The sequence below is a fragment of the Cryobacterium sp. CG_9.6 genome (assembly GCF_029893365.1).
GTDB lineage: Bacteria > Actinomycetota > Actinomycetes > Actinomycetales > Microbacteriaceae > Cryobacterium.
On the sequence record NZ_JARXUZ010000001.1, the window covers coordinates 2,941,034 to 2,966,187 of the forward strand.

Annotated in this window: 28 protein-coding genes and 1 pseudogene; 4 read left to right on the plus strand and 25 right to left on the minus strand. The window is 64.3% G+C overall.

Translation table 11 applies throughout. The annotated features are described in order from the left end of the window. Positions 1-41: 41 nt before the first annotated feature. On the minus strand, positions 42-338 hold the full coding sequence (gene groES, locus H4V99_RS13500) for a co-chaperone GroES (RefSeq protein WP_035840685.1): 297 nt from the start codon (positions 336-338) through the stop codon (positions 42-44). Positions 339-467: 129 nt separating this feature from the next. Here groES and H4V99_RS13505 point away from each other — a divergent pair, with 129 nt between their 5' ends. Then, entirely contained in the window at positions 468-1,670 is a 1,203-nt protein-coding gene (locus H4V99_RS13505; protein ID WP_280679123.1) for a class I SAM-dependent methyltransferase, read from the plus strand. A 15-nt stretch (positions 1,671-1,685) separates the two neighbouring features. Here H4V99_RS13505 and H4V99_RS13510 read toward each other — a convergent pair whose 3' ends face one another. The 10 genes from H4V99_RS13510 to glmS all read right to left on the minus strand — a co-directional run bounded on the left by H4V99_RS13510 (position 1,686) and on the right by glmS (position 8,945). Beyond that, positions 1,686-2,090, minus strand: a complete 405-nt coding sequence (locus H4V99_RS13510) for a hypothetical protein (RefSeq protein WP_280679125.1) — start codon at positions 2,088-2,090, stop codon at positions 1,686-1,688. 30 nt (positions 2,091-2,120) lie between these two features. Then, the gene (locus H4V99_RS13515) at positions 2,121-2,579 is read right to left on the minus strand and encodes a DUF4190 domain-containing protein (protein ID WP_280679127.1); all 459 of its coding nucleotides are present in this window, start codon (positions 2,577-2,579) and stop codon (positions 2,121-2,123) included. A 63-nt stretch (positions 2,580-2,642) separates the two neighbouring features. Next, entirely contained in the window at positions 2,643-3,023 is a 381-nt protein-coding gene (locus tag H4V99_RS13520) for a DUF4190 domain-containing protein (protein ID WP_280679129.1), read from the minus strand. Between the two features lie 82 nt (positions 3,024-3,105). Beyond that, positions 3,106-4,173, minus strand: coding sequence for a tRNA (adenosine(37)-N6)-threonylcarbamoyltransferase complex transferase subunit TsaD (gene tsaD, locus H4V99_RS13525; protein WP_280679131.1), 1,068 nt, complete (start codon positions 4,171-4,173; stop codon positions 3,106-3,108). A gap of 1 nt (position 4,174) precedes the next feature. Next, positions 4,175-4,678: a ribosomal protein S18-alanine N-acetyltransferase gene (gene rimI / locus H4V99_RS13530; protein WP_280679133.1), complete on the minus strand. Its 504-nt coding sequence runs from the start codon at positions 4,676-4,678 to the stop codon at positions 4,175-4,177. Beyond that, positions 4,679-5,311, minus strand: coding sequence for a tRNA (adenosine(37)-N6)-threonylcarbamoyltransferase complex dimerization subunit type 1 TsaB (tsaB, locus tag H4V99_RS13535; protein ID WP_280679135.1), 633 nt, complete (start codon positions 5,309-5,311; stop codon positions 4,679-4,681). It lies immediately after the preceding gene. Positions 5,312-5,313: 2 nt separating this feature from the next. Continuing rightward, positions 5,314-6,195: a sulfite exporter TauE/SafE family protein gene (locus H4V99_RS13540; protein ID WP_280679136.1), complete on the minus strand. Its 882-nt coding sequence runs from the start codon at positions 6,193-6,195 to the stop codon at positions 5,314-5,316. A gap of 9 nt (positions 6,196-6,204) precedes the next feature. After that, a complete protein-coding gene (gene tsaE / locus H4V99_RS13545; protein WP_280679138.1) occupies positions 6,205-6,735 on the minus strand; it encodes a tRNA (adenosine(37)-N6)-threonylcarbamoyltransferase complex ATPase subunit type 1 TsaE in 531 nt (176 codons plus the stop codon). Then, positions 6,732-7,085 (minus strand): holo-ACP synthase, encoded by a 354-nt coding sequence (locus H4V99_RS13550; RefSeq protein WP_280679140.1) that lies wholly within the window; start codon positions 7,083-7,085, stop codon positions 6,732-6,734. Before H4V99_RS13550 ends, tsaE begins: the two co-directional genes overlap by 4 nt. Positions 7,086-7,094: 9 nt before the next feature. Next, positions 7,095-8,945, minus strand: coding sequence for a glutamine--fructose-6-phosphate transaminase (isomerizing) (gene glmS / locus H4V99_RS13555; protein WP_280679143.1), 1,851 nt, complete (start codon positions 8,943-8,945; stop codon positions 7,095-7,097). 33 nt (positions 8,946-8,978) lie between these two features. Here glmS and coaA point away from each other — a divergent pair, with 33 nt between their 5' ends. Continuing rightward, positions 8,979-9,935, plus strand: a complete 957-nt coding sequence (coaA, locus tag H4V99_RS13560; protein ID WP_280679145.1) for a type I pantothenate kinase — start codon at positions 8,979-8,981, stop codon at positions 9,933-9,935. Between the two features lie 53 nt (positions 9,936-9,988). Here the strand turns inward: coaA and H4V99_RS13565 are convergent, their stop codons facing one another. The 7 genes from H4V99_RS13565 to idi are packed head-to-tail and all read right to left on the minus strand — an operon-like array spanning position 9,989 to position 15,599. Further along, a complete protein-coding gene (locus tag H4V99_RS13565; RefSeq protein WP_280679147.1) occupies positions 9,989-10,873 on the minus strand; it encodes a prenyltransferase in 885 nt (294 codons plus the stop codon). After that, complete coding sequence (locus tag H4V99_RS13570) at positions 10,863-11,192, minus strand: lycopene cyclase domain-containing protein (RefSeq protein ID WP_280679149.1); 330 nt, start codon at positions 11,190-11,192, stop codon at positions 10,863-10,865. The genes H4V99_RS13565 and H4V99_RS13570 overlap by 11 nt, the downstream gene beginning before the upstream one ends. Further along, positions 11,189-11,518 carry a lycopene cyclase domain-containing protein gene (locus tag H4V99_RS13575; RefSeq protein ID WP_280679150.1) on the minus strand — a complete coding sequence of 110 codons (330 nt, stop codon included), beginning with the start codon at positions 11,516-11,518 and terminating at the stop codon, positions 11,189-11,191. The genes H4V99_RS13570 and H4V99_RS13575 overlap by 4 nt, the downstream gene beginning before the upstream one ends. Then, complete coding sequence (gene crtI / locus H4V99_RS13580; protein WP_280679152.1) at positions 11,515-13,086, minus strand: phytoene desaturase family protein; 1,572 nt, start codon at positions 13,084-13,086, stop codon at positions 11,515-11,517. The genes H4V99_RS13575 and crtI overlap by 4 nt, the downstream gene beginning before the upstream one ends. A 4-nt stretch (positions 13,087-13,090) precedes the next feature. After that, on the minus strand, positions 13,091-13,978 hold the full coding sequence (locus H4V99_RS13585) for a squalene/phytoene synthase family protein (protein WP_280679155.1): 888 nt from the start codon (positions 13,976-13,978) through the stop codon (positions 13,091-13,093). Continuing rightward, on the minus strand, positions 13,975-15,045 hold the full coding sequence (locus H4V99_RS13590) for a polyprenyl synthetase family protein (protein WP_280679157.1): 1,071 nt from the start codon (positions 15,043-15,045) through the stop codon (positions 13,975-13,977). The genes H4V99_RS13585 and H4V99_RS13590 overlap by 4 nt, the downstream gene beginning before the upstream one ends. Next, positions 15,042-15,599: an isopentenyl-diphosphate Delta-isomerase gene (gene idi / locus H4V99_RS13595; protein WP_280680137.1), complete on the minus strand. Its 558-nt coding sequence runs from the start codon at positions 15,597-15,599 to the stop codon at positions 15,042-15,044. Before idi ends, H4V99_RS13590 begins: the two co-directional genes overlap by 4 nt. An 88-nt stretch (positions 15,600-15,687) precedes the next feature. Here idi and H4V99_RS13600 point away from each other — a divergent pair, with 88 nt between their 5' ends. Then, entirely contained in the window at positions 15,688-16,287 is a 600-nt protein-coding gene (locus tag H4V99_RS13600) for a MarR family transcriptional regulator (RefSeq protein WP_280679159.1), read from the plus strand. A 106-nt stretch (positions 16,288-16,393) separates the two neighbouring features. On the opposite strand, the gene H4V99_RS13605 is transcribed toward H4V99_RS13600, so the two are convergent. The 3 genes and pseudogenes from H4V99_RS13605 to H4V99_RS13615 form a co-directional block, all read right to left on the minus strand. Further along, positions 16,394-17,395 (minus strand): acetamidase/formamidase family protein, encoded by a 1,002-nt coding sequence (locus tag H4V99_RS13605; protein ID WP_280679161.1) that lies wholly within the window; start codon positions 17,393-17,395, stop codon positions 16,394-16,396. Positions 17,396-17,418: 23 nt separating this feature from the next. After that, a complete protein-coding gene (locus H4V99_RS13610; RefSeq protein ID WP_280679163.1) occupies positions 17,419-18,111 on the minus strand; it encodes an SDR family oxidoreductase in 693 nt (230 codons plus the stop codon). 176 nt (positions 18,112-18,287) lie between these two features. Further along, positions 18,288-19,604: pseudogene (locus tag H4V99_RS13615) on the minus strand (IS1380 family transposase); the annotation flags it as partial. A gap of 718 nt (positions 19,605-20,322) precedes the next feature. Between H4V99_RS13615 and H4V99_RS13620 the strand changes: the two are divergent. Then, positions 20,323-20,982, plus strand: a complete 660-nt coding sequence (locus tag H4V99_RS13620) for a class I SAM-dependent methyltransferase (RefSeq protein ID WP_280679165.1) — start codon at positions 20,323-20,325, stop codon at positions 20,980-20,982. 688 nt (positions 20,983-21,670) lie between these two features. On the opposite strand, the gene glmM is transcribed toward H4V99_RS13620, so the two are convergent. The 4 genes from glmM to H4V99_RS13640 all read right to left on the minus strand — a co-directional run bounded on the left by glmM (position 21,671) and on the right by H4V99_RS13640 (position 25,124). Then, complete coding sequence (gene glmM, locus H4V99_RS13625; protein WP_280679167.1) at positions 21,671-23,032, minus strand: phosphoglucosamine mutase; 1,362 nt, start codon at positions 23,030-23,032, stop codon at positions 21,671-21,673. 25 nt (positions 23,033-23,057) lie between these two features. Beyond that, entirely contained in the window at positions 23,058-23,543 is a 486-nt protein-coding gene (gene rpsI, locus H4V99_RS13630; protein ID WP_052542615.1) for a 30S ribosomal protein S9, read from the minus strand. A 48-nt stretch (positions 23,544-23,591) separates the two neighbouring features. Next, on the minus strand, positions 23,592-24,038 hold the full coding sequence (gene rplM, locus H4V99_RS13635; protein ID WP_280679171.1) for a 50S ribosomal protein L13: 447 nt from the start codon (positions 24,036-24,038) through the stop codon (positions 23,592-23,594). A 171-nt stretch (positions 24,039-24,209) separates the two neighbouring features. Continuing rightward, entirely contained in the window at positions 24,210-25,124 is a 915-nt protein-coding gene (locus H4V99_RS13640; protein WP_280679173.1) for a tRNA pseudouridine synthase A, read from the minus strand. Between the last annotated feature and the right edge of the window lie 30 nt (positions 25,125-25,154).

Here is a 25,154-nt window from a genome sequence, read left to right on the forward strand (position 1 = left end):
CGGGAGTTCGTTGTACTGGTGGAGCACGCGCGAAAAGCTACCTAGCGAACAACGACCGCGAGAACGTCGCGAGCCGACAGAACGAGCAGGTCGTCGCCACCGAACTTGACCTCGGTTCCGCCGTACTTGGAGTAGAGCACCTTGTCGCCGACGGCGATGTCAAGGGGGACGCGGTTGCCCTTGTCGTCGATGCGGCCGGGGCCGACAGCAACAACTTCGCCCTCCTGGGGCTTTTCTTTGGCGGTGTCAGGAATAACGAGACCTGACGCGGTCGTCTGCTCTGCGTCGACCTGCTTGATGACGATGCGATCCTCGAGCGGCTTGATGGAGACCGACACGGTTGACCTCTTTCTTTACGAAGATTGGGTTAGCAGACTCACAACGAGAGTGCTAAATCGAGCTTAGGGCGCTTCTGGCACTCACGCAACGTGAGTGCCAGACCCGAGCGCAATTGATAGGTTTATTCAATGGAACGCACCGAGCTCGTCGAGCTGCTTTCGCCCGAAGGATTACGCCTGCTGGACTCCCTTCCGCCCTATGACACCATCGACGTCGTGCGTGTGGTGAGCGAGCTGCGCAAGGCGGGCCATGCACCGGGTCTCGTGGCGGCAGCACTCAGTCAGTCCCGGTTGCGCGCGAAGGCCGGTGCCAAGTTTGGCGAGTTTGCCAGCCGCATGCTCTTCACCGAGGCCGGGCTTGAGCAGGCCACTCGCCTGCGCGTCGCGGCCCTGCACGCCGGCCGGTTTGCCGCCCTGCGCCCGGGTCTCGGCCGGGCACCCCGCATCGTGGACCTCGGCTGCGGTATCGGCGGCGACGCCATGGCCATGGCCGCAATCGATCTCGACGTGACGGCCGTTGATGCCGACGAGGTTACCGCCACCGTGGCCAGCTACAACCTGGCTCCGTTCCCGCAAGCGAGCGTGCAGCACTCCCCCGCCGAAGAGGTCTCTCTCGACGATTTTGACGCCGCCTGGCTCGACCCGGCCCGCCGCACTGGTGGCCACACCAACACCTCCCGCATCACCCGCCCCGAGGACTACTCCCCCTCCCTGGACTGGGCCTTTGGCCTAGCCACACGGATGCCCGTGGGCGTGAAACTCGGGCCGGGTCACGATCGCGATCTCATCCCGGTGGAAGCCGAGGCGCAGTGGGTGTCGGTGGAGGGCCAACTCGTGGAGATGGGCCTCTGGTTCGGCGCTCTCGCTCGCGACGGCATCCGTCGGTCGGCCCTGCTCCTCACCGCCACGGGAGCCGTGGAAATGACCGCAACGGCGGACAGTGATGATGCCCCGGTGGGCGAACTCGGCAACTATGTCTACGAGCCGGACGGCGCCGTCATTCGAGCTCGGTTGATCGGCGATCTGGCTCGCACGCTGGGGGCGGAGATGCTGAGCGAGGGAATTGCGTACCTCACGGCCCCAACGCTGGTGCACACACCGTTTGCGAGCGCGTTTCGCGTGCTGGAGGCGCTCCCGGTGGACGAGAAGAAGCTCCGGCTGGCGTTGCAGGAGCGACGCATCGGCACGCTGGAGATCAAGAAACGCGGTGTGGACGTGGACCCGGCCACGCTGCGCACCCGCCTGAAGCTCAAGGGACCGGAATCGGCCACCCTCATTCTTACCCGCGCCGCCGGCCACCGTGTTGCGCTGCTCGTGGAGCGCGTGCGCTAGACCTGTTTGCCTAGGTCAGGCCAGAACCACCTGGGTGACGTAGAGAAACCAGCCGACGGCGAGCACGGTACCCACAACACCGGCCACAAGACCGCTCATCCACAGCACCTTGGCGCGGTACTCCAGAGTGCGCGCGATCAGGGCCAGAATGATGGCGGCCACCGAGACGAAGATGCCCCAGACGCCGATGATTCCGAGCAGCAGACCCACGAGCCCACACACCAGCGACGTGAGGGAGAGCCGTCGACGGGTGGTGTGCGTGTGCACTTCCGCGTCGGTGAAGACGTAGGGCACCCACTCCGTGGGCGCGGTCATCGTGGATTCCCACGCGAGTTCACCGCCGGACGGTGCCGGCCTGCGCGTGTGGTCAACCCGGTAATCGTCGTCGACCGCGTCAGCGTCGCGGTGAGCTCCGTTCATTGCAGTCCTCCGTGGTGCCTCGTGCGTGAATCAAAAGTTGTCGTAGTCGTACGCGCTGCCGAGGGAAAAGAGCAGCCCCCACAGCACAAAACTCACAATCATGAGCCCCACACCAATGAAACCGGTGATGATTCCGGTGAGCCAGAAGCCTTTCGCTGCGGTCTCTCGCTTCTTGCCGAGGAAGCCCAACACGATTCCGGCCACCGGGAACAGTAGCCCGAGGAATCCGCCAACAAAGGGAATGATGGCGATGGGCGAACCGATCACGCCGATGACACCAGCGATCAGAGCCAGGATGCTCAGTATCGGCGACTTCTTCAGGGCCGCCCCCGCGTATGGCTGTGACTGATAAGGAGTGGCCGGCGCTCCGTAGGCGGCAGCAGGTGGCGCGACGGGCGGCACCTCGGGGACTTGGGGCACGTCGGGGACCTGAGGCACCTCGGGCAACTGGGGAACGTCGGGGACCTGCGGGGTCGTGGGGTCACTCATGGCGTTGGTTCCTTTTCACTTGGTGCGGGAGCTGATGGTGCGGGTGCTGCGGCAGCCGGATGACTACAAGCCCGGCGGGCGCATCTCCGGGTTCGACGCCAGAGCCAGGAAGGACAGTGTGAGGATGATGCCCGCGATGATGCCACCGATTAATCCGACATAGCCGAGCACCAAGCCGGCGATCGCAAGGCCACGCCCCTTCTCCCCGGTCTTCTTGATCTGCGACAGCGCAATGTGGCCGCAGATAATGGCCGCGAGCGAGACCACAAAGGCACTGACAAACGACACGATCGCCAGCACATTGAAGGTGTCGGGGCCGGGCCCTGCCGGCTGACCGGAGACCGGACGCGGCGGGGCATACCCGGGTACGGGCTGCGCACTGACGGGCGCCGCTGGCGAACCCAGCGGGTTGGCCGGGGGAACGCTGTTGGTGGGATCAGACATGTGAGACCTCCTCAGAAAAAAGACACGTAGAAGCTGTCCCAGAATATCGCGCTCTGCAGAATTTAGCTCGGTGAGACGCCATTTATGCTTGGATTTCGCTCACCGGAAGCGTGGAATCCGCCCCGAAATCCAGCGATGACGGTTCGTGTCCGGCCATGATGAGCTGGGCTCCGAGCGCCGCGATCATGGCGCCGTTGTCGGTGCACAGCGAGAGGGGCGGGATGCGCAGCACGATGCCCGCGGCATCCGTTCGTTCGGTGGCGACCTCGCGCAAACGCCGGTTGGCGATCACGCCACCCCCGAGCAACAGACGAGGCACGTCGTAGGCCACGCACGCCGCCACGGCCTTGGTGAGCAGAATGTCCACGACGGCCTCCCGAAAACTTGCCGCCACATCGTTGATGGGTACCGGCTGTCCGGCATCCTCGTGCTGTTCAACCCAACGCGCAACGGATGTCTTGAGCCCCGAGAAAGAGAAGTCGTAACGGTGCTCCGCCATGTCTTTCTGCTTGCTGAGTCCCCGCGGAAAGCGGATGGCGGTGGGGTCACCCGTGAGGGCGGCGGCATCGATGTGCGGGCCGCCGGGATAGGGCATGCCGAGGATGCGGGCCACCTTGTCGAAGGCCTCCCCCGCGGCGTCGTCGATGGTCTCCCCCAGCAGTTCGACATCACTCGTGAGGTCACGCACGAGCAGCAGCGAGGTATGGCCGCCGGAGACGAGCAGGGCAATGGTGGGGTATTCGAGGGGTTCCTCGGCGTCGTCGGCCCCGGTGCGCAGCAGATCGGCGCCCACGTGACCCACGAGGTGGTTGACGGCGTAAATAGGCTTGTCGAGGGCCAGGGCGAGGGCCTTCGCGGCGCCGACGCCCACCATGAGCGCCCCGGAGAGCCCTGGACCGCTCGTGACGGCGATGGCGTCCACGTCTTCGAGGCGAATTCCGGCCTCGGCGACCGCCGCGGTGATGGCCGGAACGAGCTCGTCGAGGTGCGCCCGGGCAGCGACCTCGGGAACAACACCGCCGTAGCGGGCGTGTTCGTCCATGGAACTCGCGATGGTGTTGGAGAGCAAACGCGTGCCGCGCACAATGCCGATGCCGGTCTCATCGCAGGACGTTTCGATGCCGAGCACGAGGGGTTCGGTGCGGTTCATATCAGACCTCGCTGATGTCGGTTGTGGCGAGCGCAGCGGTGGGCTCGGGGATCTGCAGACGCATCACAAGGGCGTCCACGTTGTCGGGCTGGTAGTACCCGCGGCGGATGCCGAGCTCCTCAAACCCCAGGGACCGATACAGCCCCTGAGCGGAGGGGTTATCGGCTCGCACCTCAAGAAAGACCTGCCGGGAGCCGCGCGCATGCGCCTCGGCAATGAGGCGCAGCATGAGAACGCGACCGAGGCCACGCCCGCGCACCGCGGCGGACACCCCGATGGTCTGAATATCACCCTCGGTGGCGCCCCGCGGTGCGAGCAGACCCGCATAGGCCTGAATGTTCGTGGGTTCGTCGGGGGGAAACGCAACCAGGTAGTAGCAGGCGGGGTCGGCAACATCCCGGGCCATCATCTCCGTTGACCAGGCATCGTTGTCGAAGATGCCCGTTTCGAGCACCATGATCGCGTCAACATCCGCTTCGGTCGCTCGGCGCAGTTGCCAGGTCACTCAGCTCACCCGCTTGCGCCCGTTGGGCATGGTGACATCGGGCGACCGGAGGTACAGCGGGGCGTCGGCCGCGAAGGGTAGCCCGGCGGCGAAGGAGAACTCAGCGACCATACCGAGGTCACCGGCCGAGACCGTTGCCGCGTCCAGACGCGCCAGAGCCACGTGCTCAAAAGACGTCTCGAGCAGCTCAGCAGGCTTGGCGAGACCGGGTGCGCCGATGCGACGAGGCACACCGTGAGCATCCGCTTCACTGTAGGCCGACCAGTACACCTCACGCCGGCGCGCATCGGTGACCACGAGAAGAGGACCCTGATGGCCGCTGTGATAGGCGCCGAAGGCGACGGCATCGTGACTGACCACTGGCACCAGGGGTTTACCGGCGCCAAGTGCAAAAACGCGAGCGGCGGCAATGCCCACGCGGAGGCCCGTGAAAGGGCCGGGGCCCATGCCACCCACCACACCGGAGAGGTCGTGGGCCGTGATCCCCGCCTCGTCGAGGCATTCTCGAATCATGCCACCGATCACCTCGGCGTGGCGCATGGTGTCAGCCTCACGGCGTTCGCTGATCACCCCGCGATCGAGGTCAACGACGGCCACACTCGTGCCGGCAGAGGTATCAATGGCCAGAAGCACTGCTAGCCCTTCACACGTGGAGTGCGTGCGGTGCGCTTCTGGCGTCGGGCGCGCTTCTCGCGCGGGGCGCGATCCTTGCGCTGCGCTTTCACAGCCTTCACCGAGAGCTGGAGTGCAGCCACCAGGAGCAGCGCGGCAAACAGAATGCTGGACACGCGCGGCGACATGAGAAGCGCGAGCTGAACACCGGGAACGGATGCCGCGACAGCAGCGATACCCACCACGACGCCGGCACGGAGATCCACCACGTGGCCGCGCAGATTGGCGATGGTGCCCACGATCCCGGTGGGGATCAGTACGAGGAGGGACGTGCCCTTGGCGATGAGGTCACTGACCCCGAAGATGGCCACCAGGGCCGGCACGGCAATCACGCCACCGCCGATACCAAAGAGGCCGGAGGCGATACCCATGATGAGGCCCAGGGCAATGTAGCCGAAGATGACGGGTACGCTCAGGTCTACCTCGGCACCACGCTCGGGAACGAGGAGCACCATGCGAACGGCCACGAGGAGCATGAGCACGATGAACATCCAACGCAGCCACACCAGAGGAATGCGACGCAGCAGCATGCTGCCGATTACCGCGCCGACAACGGCACCGGCGGCAATGATGCCGGCGGCCGCGAGGTCGATCTGATCGTTGTAGTAGTAGGTGAGAGATCCCACGAGGGCGGTGGGAATGATGGCCACGAGAGAGGTGGCACCGGCCCGGCGCTGATCCATGTGCACGAAGGTGATGAGCAGCGGAACCATGATGATACCGCCACCCACACCGAAAGCGCCGGATAGCAGCCCCCCGATCACACCGATGATCGCGAGCGCAATCCAGTAGCGTGCACCCCTGCGGGGTTTCACGGAATCTATCGATGCAGTGTCGTCAGCCATTCGTTCAGCCTAAGGTGCGGGCCACCCTGCGGCGCGCCACCTCGGCCCGTGGCCGGTGAGTGTCACTGTGCGGGGCTCGTCGAGATCAAGATCAAGATCGAGATCCGTGTCGGTTGCGGGCGACGCCGCACCGAGAGCCGACTCCACAGCAGATGCGCCCGTGGGTCGCTCGATCTCAATGTCCAGCCAGGAATCAGTGATTCCGTCCAGCATGCCGCGACCCCATTCGACCACCACAATAGACCGGGCAAAATCGATGTCGAGGTCGTCGAGTTCCAGTGCGCTGCCGAGCCGATAGGCGTCCACGTGCACGAGCGGTGGGCCACCCACGGTGCTGGGGTGAGTGCGTGCCAGCACAAACGTGGGGCTCGTCACCGCCCCGCGCACCGCTAGCCCCGCACCGAGCCCACGCGTGAGAGTGGTCTTACCGGCTCCGAGCGGGCCGGTCAGTACCACCAGGTCACCGGCCTGCAGGTGCGTGGCGAGGTCGAGTCCGAACCGGTGCATCTCTTCCGGGGTTGCAACCCTGTGCTCGCTCATGCGCCCTCGGCCACCACGAAGGCGCACGCCACGCCCGCATCGTGCGTCATCGTGACGTGCACGCTGGTGATATTCCGGGCCGCCAGCAGCAGCGCGAGTGCGCCGTGCACCACGAAACCCGGGTTGCCCAGATCATCGGAGACGATCTCCATCTCTTGCCAGGTGGTGCCGGCACTTCCACCGAGGGCTTTGATGAGCGCCTCCTTGGCAGCGAAACGCGCCGCCAGAGAGTGCACGGGCAGACCACGCTCGGCCTCGGTGAACAGTCGCGGGATGAGCCCGGGGGTGCGCTCGACCTGACGCGTGAATCGCGCCAGGTCGACGATGTCGACACCAATACCCCGGATCATCCGTTCGTGCTATTCGACCGTGACGGACTTCGCCAGGTTGCGCGGCTGGTCCACGTCAAGGCCCTTCGCGATGGCCAGTTCCATGGCGAACATCTGCAGCGGAACAACGGCGAGCAGCGGCTCGAACAGCGGTGCCGCGAGCGGAATGTGAATCACGGTGTCGGCGAAGGGCAGCACCGCGGCGTCGCCCACCTCGGCGATGGCGATGATGCGGGCGCCGCGGGCACGAATCTCCTGAATATTGGAGACCACCTTCGGGTGCAGGTGCGCAGAGCCACGGGGGCTCGGCACCACCACGAACACCGGCTGGCCGGGCTCGATCAGAGCGATCGGGCCGTGCTTGAGCTCGCCGGCAGCGAAGCCCTCGGCGTGAATGTAGGCCAGTTCCTTGAGCTTCAGCGCACCCTCGAGGGCGATCGGGAAGCCCACGTGGCGACCGAGGAAGAGCACCGCTCGGGTGTCGGACATGTAGCGGGCCAGCTGGCGAACGGCGTCCTCGGCGAGCAGGGTGGTGGCAATCTTCTCCGGAATGGCCTGCAGCTCGGCAACCTGCTCCTGCTGCTCCGCGTCACTCAGCGTGCCACGAACGCGCGCCAGGTGCAGCGCGAAGAGGTAGAGCGCCGAGATCTGAGCCACGAAGGCCTTTGTCGACGCCACGGCCACCTCGGGGCCGGCGTGCGTGTAGATCACGGCATCGGACTCGCGCGGAATGGTGGCGCCCTGCGTGTTGCAGATGGAGATGGTCTTGGCGCCGAGGGACATGGCATATTTCACGGCCATCAGCGTGTCCATGGTCTCGCCGCTCTGGCTGATCGAGATCACGAGCGTGTCCGCGGAGAGCACCGGGTCGCGGTAGCGGAATTCGTGGCTGAGTTCCACATCCACCGGAACCTGCGCCCACTTCTCAATGGCGTACTTGGCGGTCTGTCCGGCGTAGGCGGCCGTTCCGCAGGCGATGATGACGATACGGCGGATGCCCGCCAGCACGTCGTCCCCGAAAGCAACGAGTTCGGGAACCACCACGTGGCCCTCGTGGATGCGACCGCGCAGCGTGTTGGCCACAGCGTCGGGCTGCTCGGAGACTTCCTTGGCCATGAAGCTGGACCAGCCGCCCTTGTCTGACGCGGAGGCGTCCCAGGCAATGTCGAACTCTTCGGTTTCGACACTCACGCCGTCGAAGTCGGTCACGGTCACGGCATCCGCTGTGATGGTGACGATCTGGTCCTGGCCGATGGCCACGGCGCGGCGGGTGTACTCGACAAACGCTGCAACGTCGGAGCCGAGGAAGTTCTCGCCGTCGCCGAGGCCGATCACCAGCGGGGAGTTACGGCGGGCACCCACGACGACGCCGGGCTGGTCCTGGTGCACGGCAAGAAGTGTGAAGGCACCGTCAAGGCGGTTAACGATGGCGCGGAAGGCCTCGCCCAGGTCGCCGACGCGCTGGTATTCGCGGCCGAGCAGGACGGCGGCCACCTCGGTGTCGGTTTCGCTCAGGAAGGTGTATCCCTCGGCCAAAAGCTCGTCGCGCAGCGGCGCGAAGTTCTCAATGATGCCGTTGTGAATGAGGGCAAGCTTGCCGTTGTCGCCGAGGTGCGGGTGAGCGTTCTCGTCGGTGGGGCCACCGTGCGTGGCCCAACGGGTGTGGCCGATGCCGGTGGCACCGTTGGTGATCGGGTGCGCCGCGAGTTCGTCGGCGAGAACCTTGAGCTTGCCGGCGCGCTTCACCGTGGTGAGCGCACCGTCATCGTCAATAACCGCGATGCCTGCTGAGTCATACCCCCGATACTCGAGTCTGCGCAGACCGCCCATAAGGACCTCGACGCTTTTACTGTTACCGACATAACCTACGATTCCGCACATGGGCTTGATTTTAGTCGGACTAAGCTTGGGGGAATGTCCGACCCGATGTTCAGCGTGCGCAATACCGGTCACGCAACCCCCTTCGTGGAGCTTGATCGGGCCGACTGGGCGGCCCTCGCGCCCACCACCAAACTGCCGCTGAAAGAAACCGAACTCGTGCAATTGCGCGGGCTCGGCGAGCCGCTGGACGTGACCGAGGTAACGGATGTCTACCTCCCGCTGAGCAGGCTCCTCAACCTTTACGCCGGCGGAGCACGCCAACTTCACCGGGCCACGAGCGACTTTCTGGGCGAACGGGCCCAGCGAACCCCGTTCGTCATCGGTGTTGCCGGCTCGGTGGCGGTGGGTAAATCCACGGTGGCTCGCCTGCTGCGTGAAATGTTGGCTCGCTGGGACGACACTCCCCGGGTGGAACTCGTCACCACCGACGGCTTTCTGTTTCCGAACGCCGAACTCGCCCGCCGCGGCATCATGGATCGCAAAGGTTTTCCCGAGTCGTACGACCGCCGGGCGCTGTTGCGCTTTGTCAGCGCCATCAAGAGCGGGGCCGCCGAGGTGCGCGCGCCGTTCTATTCACACCTCAGCTACGACATCGTTCCCGACGCACAAATTGTCGTGCGGCAACCCGACATCCTCATCGTCGAAGGACTCAATGTGCTGCAACCGCCCGGGGCTGGCCACGGTCTGGCAGTGAGCGACCTGTTTGACTTCACCATTTACGTGGATGCCCGCACGCAGGACATTGCCCGCTGGTACGAGGACCGGTTCCTGAAGCTTCAGCGCGGTGCCTTCGCCAACCCGAAGTCGTATTTTCACCGCTACGCCTCGCTCACCCCGGATGAGGCCCGCGCAAAGGCACGCAGCATCTGGACGAGCATCAACGAGCCGAACCTGCTGCAGAACATTCGCCCGACCCGATCCCGTGCCACGCTGGTGCTGCGCAAGGACCCGACCCACCTCGTCTCCACGGTGCTGCTGCGGAAGGTGTGATCGGGCCCGATCTCAGGCCGAGCCTGTGTCCGGGCACTGACCGACGTTCAGCGTCAGGTGTGGGTCATGGCGTAGGAGATCATCAGCATGGTCACGAAAGCACCCACGGTGTAATTGATCCACAGGAACCGTTTCCAACCGCGATTGGCCTGCTCGGAATCGTCGTCTGAAATGGACCGGAACGGGAAGGCGGCTGCAACGTACGGCAGCACCAACACGGCGGCCAACGGTCCTGGCCAGGTGGTGGAGAGCATCAGAATTCCCGCAACAATCCACATCAACATGGCGAAGCGCACCGTCCACCGTGCACCCATGACGGTGGCAATGGAGTGAATGTTGCCGGCCCGATCCGGAATCACGTCTTGCACGGCTCCGAAAGCGTGGCTGGCCACCCCCCACAGGAAGAAACCGATCAGGAGCGAGAGCAGCTGCGGTGTGATGGTCGCACCGGCGAGGACGAGACCATACACGGCCGGAGAAACGAAGTGCGTACTGCTTGTGATCGAGTCGAGAAACGGTCTCTCTTTGAACCGCAACCCGGGAACGGAGTACGCGGCGACCGCAAATAGACTAACGGCCAGAACCAACCACGACAGTGGATTGCCCAGGATGACCAGGGCGATGATGAAGGGCACGGTGCTCAGCACAGCAATGGTGAGAACCATGCGGTGGTCGGAGCGCTGCAGGATGGCACCCTCGAGGCCACCCTTGCGAGGGTTCGCGAGGTCAGACTCGTAGTCGAACACATCGTTGATGCCGTACATCGCCAGGTTGTAGGGAACCAGAAAGAACAGTGTGCCCACCACGAGGGCGGCATCAACCTGCTGGCCCGTGAGAAGGTAGGCGGCAGCGAAGGGGAATGCGGTGTTGATCCAGCTGACCGGGCGAGAGGCGAGGAAGAGTGCGCCGACTTTTTGGCGAGGGCTGCTAGTTTTCATTCGCACCACGCCTTCCGAGCAGCAGCCACAGCGCGGGGAGCAGCATCAGCCCGGCGAGCGGGTACGTGAAGTCTTCCACGGGCGCCACCCCCACATACAGTCCGGAAATGTTTTCGGAGGAGTAGTCCACGAGACCACTCTGAATCATCACGTTGTCAAAGGCTGCCGTCAACACCATCACCACGATACCGGCCCCCATCACCGGAAACCGCCAGCGGGCCAGCAGCTCTCCGCGTGGCGCACGCCACGACACCAGCGCCACAACGAGTACCCCGGCCGCAATGGCCAGAAAAATCAGACTCAACCACGTGTAGGTCATGAACGGCGCTCCCGCACTCGACGCATGGTCAGTTCGATGCCGGTGATGAGCACCATGATCAGGTAACTCAAAAACACGAGGAAGAACGGCTCCTCGAGTGGCAGTTCCCGGGCCAGCAGAATGCCTGTCATGTACGACGTTTCACCGCGAAAAAAGATCCCGAGGTAGATTCCGAGCAGGTCCCAGGCGATAAAAAACACCAGGCCCACCGCCATGACAATCGACGCGCGCCGCGGATCCTTCCAGAAAAACAACCGAAACTTTCGATCGATCAGGGCCATGCAGCCGATCACGACCAGAAGAATCAGCAGATAACTGACGCTCACAAGGGCTCCGGCAGCGCCTCTGTTGTGGTGTCACCGTGCAGTCGCTTGATGACCAGCTCAGCACTGATCAGGCACATGGGGAGCCCGATCCCGGGAACCGTCGTGCCGCCGGCGTAGAACAAACCGTCAACCTTTGCGGACACATTCTTGCCACGGAGGAACGCGCTCTGGCGAAGCGTGTGGGCGGGGCCAAGGGCACTGCCCTTCCACGAGTTGAGGTCGCGCTCGAAGTCGGCCGGGCCCAGCGTGCGGCGCACGACAATGCGTTCCGCGAGGTCCGGGATTTTTGCCCAGGTGGCGATCTGCGCAATGACGGTGTCTGCAACACCCTCGACGACGGCATCGCCGGCACCATCCACGCCACCGGAACCGATGGTGGGATCCGCCGGTACCGGCACGAGGATGAAGAGATTCTCATGCCCGGCGGGCGCCACGTTGGCGTCGGTGGCGCTCGGACGGCAGACGTAGATTGATGCGGGGTCAGGGATGCTGGTGGGCTTGCTGAAGATGCGACCGAAGTTATCGGCCCAGTCCTCGGTGAAGAACAGGCTGTGATGGGTGAGCTCGGGAAGCGCGCCGCTCACACCGAGGTACACCAAAACAGCTCCGGGGCCAGCGACCTTGGTGGTCCACCACTTCTCCGGATAGGTGCGTAACTCCTCGGGCAGGAGCTCGGTTTCGGTGTGGTGCAGATCGGCAGCGGAGACCACCACGTCGGCGGGCGCGTGCCCCGTGACGCCGTTTGTGGACGTGTACCGAACACCGCTCACACTCGCGCGACCGTCGGTGACGCTCGTGGAGATCTGCGTGGCGCGTGCCCCGGTGACAATCGTTACGCCCTCCTTCTCGGCGAGCCGCGCAAACGTGGCAATGACCTCGGTGAAACCGCCATCGGGATAGTAGACACCGTCATCCATGTCGAGGTGGCTCATCAGGTGGTACATGCTCGGGGTCAGCGACGGAGCCGAACCGAGGAAGACGGCGGGATACCCGAGAATCTGCCGCAGGCGGTTGTCGGTGAACCTCTTAGCGACAAAACGATCGAGCGGCTGCAACAGCAGCCGAGCCAGACGGGCAACGCGCTGCAGCACATCGGCTACCAGGAGCGTGCGGAATGACTCGAATGTGCTGTAGAGGAAGCGCCGCACCGCCACGGTGTAGGTGTCTTTAGCTGACTGCAGATATTTTTCGAGTGCCGCGCCGGCGCCGGGTTCGATGCGCTCGAAGGTGCGCAGGTTGGTGGCACGGTCAGCCGCGATATCCACGGATTCCGAGTGCTTCTCGAAGAAGACGCGGTAGCCGGGGTCCAACCGGGACAGCGTGAGCTGCTCGGCACTACTGGTTCCCAGCAGGCGGTAAAAGTGCTCGAAGACCTCCGGCATGAGGTACCAGGACGGTCCGGTGTCGAAGCGAAAACCGTCTTTTTCCCAGCTTCCCGCGCGACCGCCCAGGTCGGCGTTGGCCTCCAGCAGAGTGACGGAGAGTCCGTCCCTAGCCAGAAGTGCTGCGGTGGCCAGACCCGCAATGCCGCCACCAATGACAACGGCAGTCTTCTTGTGTTCGGTCATGAGTTCAGCGCACCCGTCTGCGGGTCGTCGCCGCCATTACAATACGAAGTTTTCCTGCATTGGGCACGCGGATGCGTATCGCGAGCAGGTCTGATGCCGGAGTTGCCCGCACGCGGTCGGTGAGCGCGGCGAACAGGCCATGTGCAGCGGCAACTGCGACGCGGCAGTTCTGAGGTAATTCGGGGATGACCGCCACAGCAGCGTCAAGGTCTAGCTCGATGTCGGCAACGAGTTCACGCTTCTGCAGCTCGGTGAGACGATCGGGATCGATGGTGGGAAAGTAGTTGCGATGAAGCTCGTGCCAGTCAACGCTGAGGTCTCGCAGAAAGTTGATCTTCTGAAAGGCCGAGCCAAGTCGCTGGGCACCAGCCTCAAGCCGAGCACGCTGCTCGGGAGAACACGGCACGCCGTGCAGGAAGACGCTCAGACACATGAGTCCAATGACTTCGGCAGATCCATAAATATAGTCGCGAACCTGCTCCACCGTGAAGTCCGACGGATCAAGGTCGCGTCGCATCGACGCGAAGAACGGGCGCGTCAACTCCGTTCCGAAGCCCACGGCTCGCGCCGTCATAGCAAATGAGTGAACGGTGAGGTTGGTGCTGTACCCATTCGCCAGGGTACGTTCGGTTTCGGCCTCGAGGTCATCGAGCAGAGCACGCTGGGCGGCCACATCCAGTCCCGCCGCACCGGCGGCCCCGTCCACAACCTCGTCGGCGATTCGGACCAGTCCGTAGATGTTCTCCACATGCGGTCTGATGGCTCGACCGAGTAGTCGGGTGGCCATCCCAAACGACGTGGAATACTCGCGGATGATTCCGGCTGAGCTTTTGTGCGCCGCAAGCGTGTACAGCCGCAGATCGTCAGCGGCGTCGTTGTGGGAAATGGTCATGCGGAACGTTCACAGGCCTTGTTCGCCACTTCCGTCAGTTGCTCACGCAAGCTGGAGGGGATGGAAGGCAATTCAAGTGCGGCCAGGGCAGAAAGCGCGTAGTCCGAAATCAGATTCTCAATGAAATCCCGTGCGCCGGTGCTGTCGAGCAGCTCCCGCACCCGGTGAGCGTCGGACTCGGTGACATGCTCGCGAGTGAGGACCTCACGAAGCTCGTCGGTACCGCTGCGCTGAAGCGCGTAACCCATGAGGAGGGTGATCTTTCCCTCTCGCAGGTCGCTCATGGCACTTTTTCCGGTGACGTCCTCTGTTCCGAAGACCCCCAGAATGTCGTCACGCAACTGAAAAGCGATTCCAATGTTGCGACCGTACTCGCTCAGGGCACGCATCGTCTCATGATCGGCCCCGGCAAGAATCGCGCCGGCTTGCAAGGGAGCCTGGAAGGAATAGTGGGCCGTCTTCCACTGGGTCATGGACACGATCTCGGAGAGCTCGGGGAACTGCACACTGGTACTGAACGACACGTCGGCCAGCTCACCCGCTGCCGTGACGAACAGGCACTCCTCCAGCAGATCCAGCAGGGCCACCCGAATGGGCTCTGCCACATTCAGTCGGGCTACCTGGGACTGAGCCGCGTAAATAAGCAGGTCACCAGCCAAAATAGCGGATGCCTCACCCCACGTGGCTGCTGAACCCGCCCGAACGCCGCGAACGGCAGCCTGCGCCGAGAATGACCCCGCGAGGTTCGGTTGCCCGCGCCGCATGGTGTCGCCGTCGATGACATCGTCGTGCAGGAGAAAAGCCGTGTGCAGAAGCTCAAAAGCGGTGGCGACCACAACGGCAGCGTTATGGTCAGTGCCGCCGAGAGCCTGATAGGAGTTGACCACCAGGGCCGGACGGAATTTCTTCCCTCCCGCACTCGATTGGCGTGCTGCCGCCCAGAGCTCGGCATACTGACCGCTCAGCGAGGCCGCCAGTCGTTCCTTCTCGTCAAAGAATTCCGTCATGCGCGTCGTGACCTCGGCCACAGACGTGGAAACGTTGAACAGCGATACTTTTTCGGTCATCGCAGTACGTCCTCACGTGACACCGGTACGCCGCCCAGAAGGGGGAGCTCCTGCGCCTGCAGCACCAACCACGGGCTGAAAGCCCACGGAGACAACCGAATCGACTCACCCAGCTTGGCGGCATCCACCCAGGCATGGTCCATCACCTCGTCCGGATGTGCGCGAATGGGGCTCGCAGCTGTTGCCAGGTAAACCGGGCAGATCTCATTCTCCACAACACCCGAGGCATCAACGGCCCGATAGCGAAAGTCGGGAAGCGAGAGGGTGAGGTCGGCCAGGGTCAGACCGAGCTCGAAGTCGGCACGACGGCTGACCGCGGACATGCTCGATTCGCCGGGCTGCGGGTGGCCACAGAAGGAATTCGTCCAGACCCCCGGCCAGGCGCGCTTCGACAGGGCACGACGCGTAACGAGCACTTCCCCGGCGTCGTTCAGCACGTGACAGGAGAACGCCAGATGGAGCGGAGTCTGAGTGTCATGCACGGTAGCCTTCGGCGCAACGCCGATCGGCTGACCATCGGTACTGAGCAAAACGACCTCTTCTACGTCGGTCACCTTTGCCACCGCACCTCCTTTAATAACTTCAATGATCTTAGCAAGTAAATAGATTGGAAAGAGATGTGAGAGGTTCTACGATGACACTATGCCCGCGCCGCGACCCAGGCCTGAACTGGTTACTGATGTCTCGCTGCAGCCGCGGGTCAATGACCCGCATCAGCACCTCGCGGACTACTCCACTATGGACGACGCGGAGATCGCACAGGTCACTCGTGTTCTGCTCGGCATCCGCCACTGGCGCGACTCGGAGCAGAGCCTGAGCGTTCAGTCGCGAAGCCTGATGCAACTCAATGAGACCGACATGCGAGCGCTCCGCTTTCTCGTGGTGTCGCAGAAACATGATGTCACTGTCACCCCCGGCGCACTGGCTGAGCACCTCACTATTTCCACGGCGTCGACGACCAAGCTCTTAGATCGATTGGCCGCGGGCGGCCACATTGAGCGCTCACCACACCCCTCAGACCGGCGGGCTCTGATGATCACCGTCACCAAACGCACACACAAGCAGGTGCGAGAAACAATCGGCCGGAACCATGCCCAGCGTTTCGATGCGGTCGCCCGGCTGACACCTGCCGAACGTGAGGTGGTCATCCGCTTCCTGAACGACCTGAGTACGTTGAAGCCGAGCACACTAAAGCCGAGCACACTGAGACCGAACATGCCGGGGCCGACAGTACAGCGGTGACCGGTTCAGGATCACACTGCCGCCGGTTACCCACAACAGAGCGTTCAGGTCGAGTGCTGCCACGGCACCGTCCGTGCCGCGACTCAGCAGGCGGAGTGAGCTGATCTCACCGAAGGGTTTTCGCGCGGGAGCGCAGTTCCTGGTGCAAACCGTCAAAGGCCGTGCCGGTGGTGAAGTACGACTTCCGCACCTTCACCACGACGCTGTAGTTCGGATCAACGACGTTCGCGATGGGAGACTCGGAGGTCTGGCTGAGCAGCTGGTAGGCATCCATTTCGTGGAGGTCAAACATTTCGGAGAGCCAGCGGATCATTTCTAGCTGAGCAATGCGCCACGAATCCTCCATCGGGCGCGACGACCCAACGACCATCCAGTAGTCGTCGTTTTCGAGCCGCGGCCACAGTGGCGCGTGCCCCTTGATCAGCTCGACCACAATCACCGAGTTCATGGCGCCCTCCACGGCGGTGCCGCAGGCCTCGCCCTCACCCTGCCGGTAGTGACCATCGCCGATGGAGAGCAGCGCGCCCTCCACGTTGACGCCGAAATAGGCGGTGGTTCCCGCGCGCATTTCGGGCGTGTCCATGTTGCCGCCAAACCGCTCGGGAACGAGGGACGAGCGCACCTCGCCGCCCGCGGGTGCCACGCCCACGGTTCCGAGCATGGGGGCCAGCGGCAGGGCCACCTCAAAATTGCCGAAGCGCGACTGAAAGCCCACGGTTCCGGCGACGGAGTCCACCTCATAGATCCAGGTGGCTTCCGGCAGGGCCGGCTGCAGCATGGCCGTGCGGTCGGTGCTGGTCATGCCGCCAAAGAACGGAATCGTCGCCGATGCGCCCCAGCTACGAGCGGGCGTGAGACTCACGATATGCACGGCGAGGGTGTCTCCCGGTTCCGCTCCCACAATATAGAACGGGCCGGTCTGCGGGTTGAGATACCGCACGTCGAGATTCTTGCTCGCGAGGTCGTCGACCGAGCGGAGGGCGTGGTTGTAGGCATCCTCTGACCACAGGGCGAGGGCGGTTCCCGGGTGCACGCGCATTACCGGCTCGGCACCACCAAAGGTGTAGACGAACTGCGAGCGTTCCGGGGTGAACTCGATCATGTCCATGTCGTGACCCTTTCTCTCGCTGTTTAGAACTGAATGCCGCGGGTGAGCGCGCCGTCGATCAGCAGGTTCGTGCCCGTGGTGCGGCTCGACACGGGGCTGGAGAGAAAGACGACACCGGAGGCGATTTCTTGGGCCGTGCCCATCCGGCCGGTGGGGTTCAAGCCGAGGGCGAGGGAATACAGGTCCGGGTTGCCGGTCTCGATGCTCGACCACACGCCGCCGGGCTCGTAGGTGTTGCCCGGCGACACCGTGTTGGCCCGAATTCCGGTCGGGGCCAGCTGCAGCGCCAGGCCTCCGATGTAGCCGATGATCGCCGTCTTGGCCGTGCCATAGGGACCCGACGCGAAGTCGGCCTCGCGCCCCGACACACTGGAGATGGCCACGATGGAGGGCGCGTCGCTCTTCTCGAGGTACGGCAGGGCCGCCTTCACGAGATTGACGGTTCCCATCACGTCAACCTCGAACGAGTCGACCCAGTTCTCGGCTGTGTCGGGAATGGCCAGCGCGCTGACGTTGGCCACAATCACGTCGACGCCGCCGAATTTTTGCGCGGAGGCGTCCACCCAGGCCGTGAGAGCGACGGCGTCGCGCACATTCAGCACGGACCCGATCACGGTGCTGGGGCTGTCGGCGAAGATCGCCTCAACGGCCGCCACCTCCTCGGCACTCCGTGCGCAAAATGCCACGTTCGCGCCCTCGGCCACGAACGTATTCACAATGGCTCGGCCGATTCCCTTAGCCTCGATCCACCGGTCTGCCTTGACTGATCGGCGTCACTGAATTCAGATCGTGGTTTTTGGTGGCGGGCAGGGCGAGGCTGCCGACCTTGCTGCCGGTGGTGTTCCAAGTCTTCGTTCGCCGGGTGGCTGGTGGTTAGGTGGCGGCGGTTTGCGGGGAGGTGCAGGGTGATCCTGCGTGCCGAGGTGGAGATGCGGGCGGGGATGCTGATGAGTTTGCGACGAATGGTGCCGCTGCGTGCCTTGCCGAGATCGCTGCCGGCCAGCGAACCAACGGCGCGCGAAAGGTTGAAGGCGATCGTGGCCAGCACGAGCCAGGCCGCGTTGGCCGTGAACACACCTGATGGCAGGTGCGCCAGCGCGCTGTCCTTAAGGTCGGCGTTAATCTGCTCGATGATGGCGTGCTGCCGGTGGGTCTGGTCCGCGGTGACAGTGTCCAGGTCGCTGGTGGTGAAGAACGCATGAAACCGATGCGTGTCAAACAGGGTCGGCTGCCCTTCGGTCGCCTTCTGATTCAGTTCCGGGATCCGGCGCACGACCAGGCGCCCCACGATGCGTTCGGCCTTCTTGCGCGAGCTGAACGCGGTGAACACGACTTCCGCGACCTCGGCGGACGATATCCACGCGCCGGTGGCCTCGTCCCGGATCGCATCGGTGTAGTTGATGGTCGTCCATTGGTCATCGGTGATCGTGCCGATGGCGCGCTTAACGGCCGGGTCCATGCGTGCCGTGATGGACACTTTTGCGCCAGCCCGGTGCGCGGCGGCGACGACCGCGTGCCCATAGAACGCGCTGTCCGCGCGCAGCAGCACGAGGCCGGTGGCCGTCTGGCTGCGGAGGCGTTTCACGGTGGCGAGGACATCCCCGACGAACTTTCCCGCGCCGCGCGGGGAACCGGCCGCGCCTTTCCGCAGCCGGGAGCCGACGATGATCGGTGCCGCCTGGGGTGTGGAGACGATGCCGATCAGAGCGTTCAAGCCGCGCACTCCGGAGTAGCCGTAACCGGAGCCTTGCTTCTGATATCCGTGGACTTCCTTGATCGTGTCGTCGATGTCCACAAGGGCATAGTCGTCGATGCCCGCCACGATCGGGGTGTGTGCGGCGACGTTGACCAGCCACCGCCAAGCGACGGCGTCCAACTGACGGACGTGACCAAACGTGAACGACCGCAGGAACGACCCCAACGTCGACGGGGCATACGTCCCGACGAAGAGTTTCTTCATCCCGCCGTGCCGCAGCAACGCCATGTCATCAATCGAATCGGCACCAGCGAGCATCCCCGCGACCAACGCGGTGACTTTCAACCCCGAGTTCGCGCCGAAGTACCCCGGCAAGGTCAGCCATGCATCGGCGAGGTCGCTGAGGCCGGTTTTCACCGCCAACGCCATCGCGGGGACAAGCCCCGCGGACGACACGAGATTCGTGTCGTCGAAGGTGGCTGACAAGCGGCTGGAACTGTGGAAAAGTTGCATCTACGAGATGCCTCTCGAATCGGTTGAAATGAACCCTAAGTAAGTTCTATTTTTCCTGATCCGAGTGGCATTCTCTGTTTAACGCGCCGCTACGACCCTAACTCGACCGGTGGATCGAGGCTTAGTGCCACCGGTGACGAGTGCGGTCTTGCCTGCGATTTTGAGGTCCATGACGTCATACTGCCAGACGCACCTGCCCGCCGTCCCCGCGCGGTGCGCGATCGGTGCCCGCCCGGTGCCCGCCCGGTGCCCGCACTCGCGTGTTGCTACTTCAGGAGATCCGGCCTCCTGGCATCCGCTCACCCCCGGAAACACGCGGCCCGCCCCCGCTCCAACCGGCAATGTCCTGAACTAGCAACCGGCGGCCCGCGACACGGCCCAGCTCGTCCCAGGGCACAAACACCTGCCCGCCCGGTGCGCTTATCCAGTGCCCTGGCCTGGTGCGCGCACTCGCGTGTTGCTACTTCAGGAGATCCGGCCCCCTGGCATCCGCTCACCCCCGGAAACACGCGGCCCGCCCCCGCTCCAACCGGCAATGTCCTGAACTAGCAACCGGCGGCCCAACAAAGACCGGGCGGTCAGCCAAGCTCCCAGCTGCACGGCGCTGCGGCCCAACGCTCCGGGTAGCGAGAGCACACGAGCTCCTGCGCGCAGCCCGGTCGCGCCCGCAGCTTGGCAATCGGGGCCGACATGATCCACGATGGAGTATGAGCACATTATGACTGAACACCACATGGATGAGCCCGCCTTCGATGCCGCCTACTGGGACACCCGTTACCGCGACAGCACCTCGGTGTGGAGTGGCAACCCGAACCCCGTCCTCGTGAGTGAGGCCGCCGAACTCGCGCCCGGTCGGGCCCTCGACATCGGCAGCGGCGAGGGAGCGGATGCCATCTGGCTCGCCGCCCGAGGCTGGGCCACCACCGCCGTCGACATTTCCAATGTCGCCCTCGATCGCGCCGCCGACCGAGCGCGCGCCGCGGACCCGGACATCGCTGCTCGCATCGAGTGGTTGCAACAGGACATCGTGGACTGGACGCCACCCCCGGCCACATTCGATCTCATCACCTCGCAGTTCATGCATCTGCCGAGCGCTCAACGAGTGGTCCTGTTCGCACGCCTGGCTGCAGCCGTTGCGCCGGGCGGCACTCTGCTGATCGTGGGCCATCATCCGTCGGACATGGAGTCCGGGGTGCATCGCCCACCGCGCGCCGACCTATTTTTCACCCCGGAGAGCATCGCCGAGACCCTCGACCCGGCGCAGTGGGAGATTCTTGTGACCGACGCCCGTGCACGCACTGTCGTCGGCACTGACGGTGCGCCCACGACCATCCACGACGCGGTACTTCGCGCCCAGCGGCGACCATCTGCTATTTGAGCGGCTCGGAGTCGCCGGAAAGCGCAGGTGGTCGGGAAGCGTCGAGACAGCACAGGTGGATGCCGCGCCCGGCCCGGCTCGGCGGAGGCTCGTGCCCGCAGGTGGCTCGGGTGCCCCGTTGTTAGTTCAGGAGATCCGGTAGAAGACCGGCGGACTCCCCTGTCTTTCCGGGAGCCCCCAGCCGAAAGCACCCGGATCTCCTGAAGTAGCGACAGACACCGCCGCAGACTGCACTGCTCCAGATGCCACGGGCCACGCGAAGCCTCGGCTCGATGTCAGCCCGGCCCGGCCGTCCTCGGCGGAGGCTCATACCCGCCGGTGGCTCGGGCACCCCGTTGCTAGTTCAGGAGAACCGGTAGAACACCGGCGGGCTCCCCCGTGTTTCCGGGAGCCCCCAGCCAAAAGCACTCGGATCTCCTGAACTAGCGACAGACACCGCCGCAGACTGATCGTGCCCGAGCGCCAGGCGACGCATCCACTCGGCGCGACGAGACGCAGCGCCACGCCGGCTCACGACCGCCGGTGGCTCGGGTGCCCGGCTGCTAGTTCAGGAGAACCGGCAGAACACCGGCGGGCTCCCGCGTGTTTCCGGGAGCCCCCAGCCAAAAGCACTCGGATCTCCTGAACTAGCGACACAGACGCCGCTGAAAACGCCCAGTAACGGCGGGAGGCGAGCAGCCGGGCAGAGCTAGTTCGCGAGGCGCTCGAGAACGAGCGCGGCCAGCTGCTGCGCAAGGCGGTCCGCGGTGGGCTGATCGGCAGCCTCAACCATGACGCGAACCATGGGCTCGGTGCCCGAGGGCCGAAGCAGCACACGTCCGGTGTCGCCGAGTTCCGCCTCGGCGGCAACGACGGCCGCGGCAATCACGTCGTCCGACACGAGAGCCGAACGGTCGACGCCACGCACATTCACGAGAATCTGCGGGTAGACAGTCATCACCGAGGCGAGCTCGGCAATTGTTTTGCCGGTGCGCGCCATTTCGGCAACGAGGTGCAGCCCGGTGAGAATGCCATCGCCGGTCGTGGCGAACTCCGTCATGATGACGTGTCCGGACTGCTCGCCGCCCAGGGAATAGCCGTGTGCGTTGAGTTCCTCGAGCACGTACCGGTCGCCGACCTTGGTCTGCACGACACGGATGTCGTTCTCGGCCATGGCCTTACGCAGGCCGAGGTTGCTCATGACCGTGGCGACGAGGGTGCGGTCTTTCAGCACTCCACGCTCAGCCATGGACACGGCGAGAATGGCCATGATCTGGTCACCATCGATGATGTTGCCCTCGCGGTCAACGGCGAGGCAGCGGTCCGCGTCGCCGTCGTGGGCGATGCCGATGTCTGCCCCGTGTTCAAGCACGGCCCTGGCGAGGTTGTCGAGGTGAGTCGAACCCACGCCGTCGTTGATATTGAGGCCGTCGGGGTCGGCGCCGATCACCGTGAGGCGAGCGCCGGCATCGGTGAAAACCTGGGGTGACACTCCGGCAGCGGCGCCGTGAGCACAGTCGAGCACCACGTGAATGCCAGCAAGCGGGTTCGGCAGGGTGCCGAGCAGATGCACGACGTAGCGGTCCTCGGCGTCGGCGAACCGGCGCACGCGGCCGACATCGCCACCGATGGGCATAAGCGTGTCGCGGCCGATGTAGGACTCAATGCGGTCCTCGACATCGTCGGGAAGTTTGGTTCCGCCATAGGCGAAGATCTTGATGCCGTTGTCGGGGGCCGCATTGTGTGAGGCGGAAATCATCACACCAAAGTCGGCGCCGATGTCGGCGATCAGAAAGGCTGCGGCAGGGGTGGGGATGACCCCGGCGTCGAGAACATCGACGCCACTGCTGGCAAGTCCGGCCGAGACTGCGGCCGTCAGAAATTCTCCGGAGATGCGGGGGTCGCGGGCGACCACTGCTACCGGGCGGCGACCCTCGGCGAGGCGTGCGGTGGCACGACGACCGGTGGTCAATACTGCTGCGCTGGCCTGGGCAAGGCTCAGGGCCAGGCCAGCCGTGAGATCACGGTTGGCCAGGCCCCGAACGCCGTCCGTGCCGAATAGTCGAGACATAGAGTCTGGGTATCCGACGTGGGGGTTAGCGCTTAGAGAACTGAGGCGCCTTGCGGGCCTTCTTGAGTCCAGCCTTCTTACGCTCCTTGACGCGAGCGTCGCGGCTCAGGAAGCCGTTCTTCTTCAGGATGGCGCGGTTGTTCTCTTCGTCGATCAGGTTGAGCGAGCGAGCAATGCCGAGGCGAAGCGCGCCAGCCTGGCCGGAGGGGCCACCACCGGTGATGCGAGCGATGACATCGTACGAGCCGAGAAGGTCAAGAACCTTGAACGGGTCGTTGATGAGCTGCTGGTGCAGCTTGTTGGGGAAGTAATCGGCGAACTCGCGGCCGTTCACAACGATGGTTCCGGAGCCGGGGACGATACGCACGCGGGCAATGGCCTGCTTGCGACGGCCCACGGCTGCGCCGGGAACGTTGAGGACGGCGCGAGGCGCCTTGGTTACAGTCTCCGCGGGAGTCTCGGTCGAGTAGCTCTCGGGAGTTGCGTCAATCTGGTCTGCGATCTGCGCCACGATGGGTTGAATCCTTTTTCTAGAGTCGAGAAGTCTGGTCGGTCAGCGCTACTGCGCGACCTGGCCGAGGGTGTACGGCTTGGGCTGCTGAGCGGAGTGCGGGTGCTCGGGGCCGGCGTAGACCTTGAGCTTCGTCAGCTGTGCACGGCCGAGCGAGTTCTTCGGCAGCATGCCGCGAATCGCCTTTTCAACCGCACGCGTGGGGTGCTTCTCGAGCATCTCGGAGTAGTTGGTTGCCGTGAGGCCGCCCGGGTAACCGGAGTGGCGGTAGGCGATCTTGAGGTCGAGCTTCTTGCCGGTCAATGCAATCTTGTCCGCGTTCACGATGATGACGAAGTCGCCACCATCCATGTGCGGGGAGAAGGTTGCCTTGTGCTTGCCGCGCAGCAGAATTGCCGCGTGGCTGGCCAGACGTCCGAGAACGATATCGGTGGCATCGATGACAACCCAGTCGTGCTGGAGTTCGCTTGCCTTGGGGGTGTAAGTGCGCGTCACTATTGTGCTGCTTTCTTCTTTTCGAACGGAGGTGTTCGTGAATCCCGCTCCGGGCGTGTTTTCGTGATGAAAACACTGTCGATGGAGGGCTCACGTTCGTATGTCGCGCTGCAACGCGCAGACATCAAGGGTCAACACTACGCGCCCGCCGAACCTAGTGCAAGTCGACGCTCAGAGGGTGGGAAGCGCGCGCCGATTACGGGTCTCCAGCGAGCGGATGCCGAGGGCTGCGTCCTCGGGGTAGCCCACGTCCATCAGCGTGAGGCCTTCGGGGGGCATCACCTTGAACTCCGTGATGCGTGCCCGCTCAATGTGCAGATTCACGAGTCGTGCGGCGTCGAGCTTGCCCTCCCCCACCGACACGCACGCACCCACGAGGGCGCGCACCATGCTGTGGCAAAAGGCATCCGCTGTGAGGGTGGCAATGAGCACCCCGTCGTCGTCTCGACGCCACTGAAAATCCTGCAGCGTTCGAATGGTCGTGGCACCGGGCCGGGGTTTGCAGTACGCGGCAAAGTCGTGCAGTCCCACCAGGTTGGCCGCACCGGCATCCATCAGGTCGACATCAAGCTTTCCCGGATGCCACGTGGTGCGCAGACGCTGTTGCGGGTCACGCAGTGCATGCAGATCGGAGATGCGGTACTCGTACCGTCGCCACAGCGCAGAGAACCGGGCATCGAAACTGGTGGGAACCACGGTGGCCCGGCGCAGCACAATGTCGGGTTGCGTCACGAGCACACCGCTGAGACGGCGCTGCACCGCGACGGCGAGCGGAAGGGGCGGGCGATCGCCGGTGCCCCGCTTAGCCCGCACGAGCGCGTCGGCCTGTTCGGGCGTGAGATCGAAGTGGGCGACCTGCCCGCGCGCGTGCACACCGGCATCCGTTCTGCCGGCCACAATCAGGGTGGGGTGCGGCGGGAACCGGCGCAGAATGGTCGCGAGGCCCTCTTCGATCTGGGCCTGCACGGTTCGGAAGCCGGGCTGGCTCGCCCAACCCGCGAAATCTGTGCCGTCATAGGCGATGTCGAGGCGGATGCGCGTGGCCGCGGGCCAGGGTGGGCCGACACGAGGCGCTAAGAGATTCACAGTTACCAGCCTAGGCGGCTGGGTAGGGTT

Excerpts from the sequence above, each read along its gene's own strand:
- H4V99_RS13515 (WP_280679127.1), bottom strand. The coding sequence starts at position 2,579 with ATGAGTGACCCCACGACCCCGCAGGTCCCCGACGTTCCCCAGTTGCCC.
- H4V99_RS13590 (WP_280679157.1), bottom strand. The coding sequence starts at position 15,045 with ATGACCGAAAAAGTATCGCTGTTCAACGTTTCCACGTCTGTGGCCGAG.
- crtI (WP_280679152.1), bottom strand. The coding sequence starts at position 13,086 with ATGACCGAACACAAGAAGACTGCCGTTGTCATTGGTGGCGGCATTGCG.
- coaA (WP_280679145.1), top strand. The coding sequence starts at position 8,979 with ATGTCCGACCCGATGTTCAGCGTGCGCAATACCGGTCACGCAACCCCC.
- H4V99_RS13620 (WP_280679165.1), top strand. The coding sequence starts at position 20,323 with ATGACTGAACACCACATGGATGAGCCCGCCTTCGATGCCGCCTACTGG.
- H4V99_RS13540 (WP_280679136.1), bottom strand. The coding sequence starts at position 6,195 with ATGGCTGACGACACTGCATCGATAGATTCCGTGAAACCCCGCAGGGGT.
- H4V99_RS13510 (WP_280679125.1), bottom strand. The coding sequence starts at position 2,090 with ATGAACGGAGCTCACCGCGACGCTGACGCGGTCGACGACGATTACCGG.
- H4V99_RS13505 (WP_280679123.1), top strand. The coding sequence starts at position 468 with ATGGAACGCACCGAGCTCGTCGAGCTGCTTTCGCCCGAAGGATTACGC.
- H4V99_RS13565 (WP_280679147.1), bottom strand. The coding sequence starts at position 10,873 with ATGAAAACTAGCAGCCCTCGCCAAAAAGTCGGCGCACTCTTCCTCGCC.
- H4V99_RS13570 (WP_280679149.1), bottom strand. The coding sequence starts at position 11,192 with ATGACCTACACGTGGTTGAGTCTGATTTTTCTGGCCATTGCGGCCGGG.
- H4V99_RS13550 (WP_280679140.1), bottom strand. The coding sequence starts at position 7,085 with ATGATCCGGGGTATTGGTGTCGACATCGTCGACCTGGCGCGATTCACG.
- tsaE (WP_280679138.1), bottom strand. The coding sequence starts at position 6,735 with ATGAGCGAGCACAGGGTTGCAACCCCGGAAGAGATGCACCGGTTCGGA.
- H4V99_RS13520 (WP_280679129.1), bottom strand. The coding sequence starts at position 3,023 with ATGTCTGATCCCACCAACAGCGTTCCCCCGGCCAACCCGCTGGGTTCG.
- glmM (WP_280679167.1), bottom strand. The coding sequence starts at position 23,032 with ATGTCTCGACTATTCGGCACGGACGGCGTTCGGGGCCTGGCCAACCGT.
- H4V99_RS13585 (WP_280679155.1), bottom strand. The coding sequence starts at position 13,978 with ATGACCATTTCCCACAACGACGCCGCTGACGATCTGCGGCTGTACACG.
- H4V99_RS13605 (WP_280679161.1), bottom strand. The coding sequence starts at position 17,395 with ATGGACATGATCGAGTTCACCCCGGAACGCTCGCAGTTCGTCTACACC.
- tsaD (WP_280679131.1), bottom strand. The coding sequence starts at position 4,173 with ATGAACCGCACCGAACCCCTCGTGCTCGGCATCGAAACGTCCTGCGAT.
- glmS (WP_280679143.1), bottom strand. The coding sequence starts at position 8,945 with ATGTGCGGAATCGTAGGTTATGTCGGTAACAGTAAAAGCGTCGAGGTC.
- H4V99_RS13600 (WP_280679159.1), top strand. The coding sequence starts at position 15,688 with ATGCCCGCGCCGCGACCCAGGCCTGAACTGGTTACTGATGTCTCGCTG.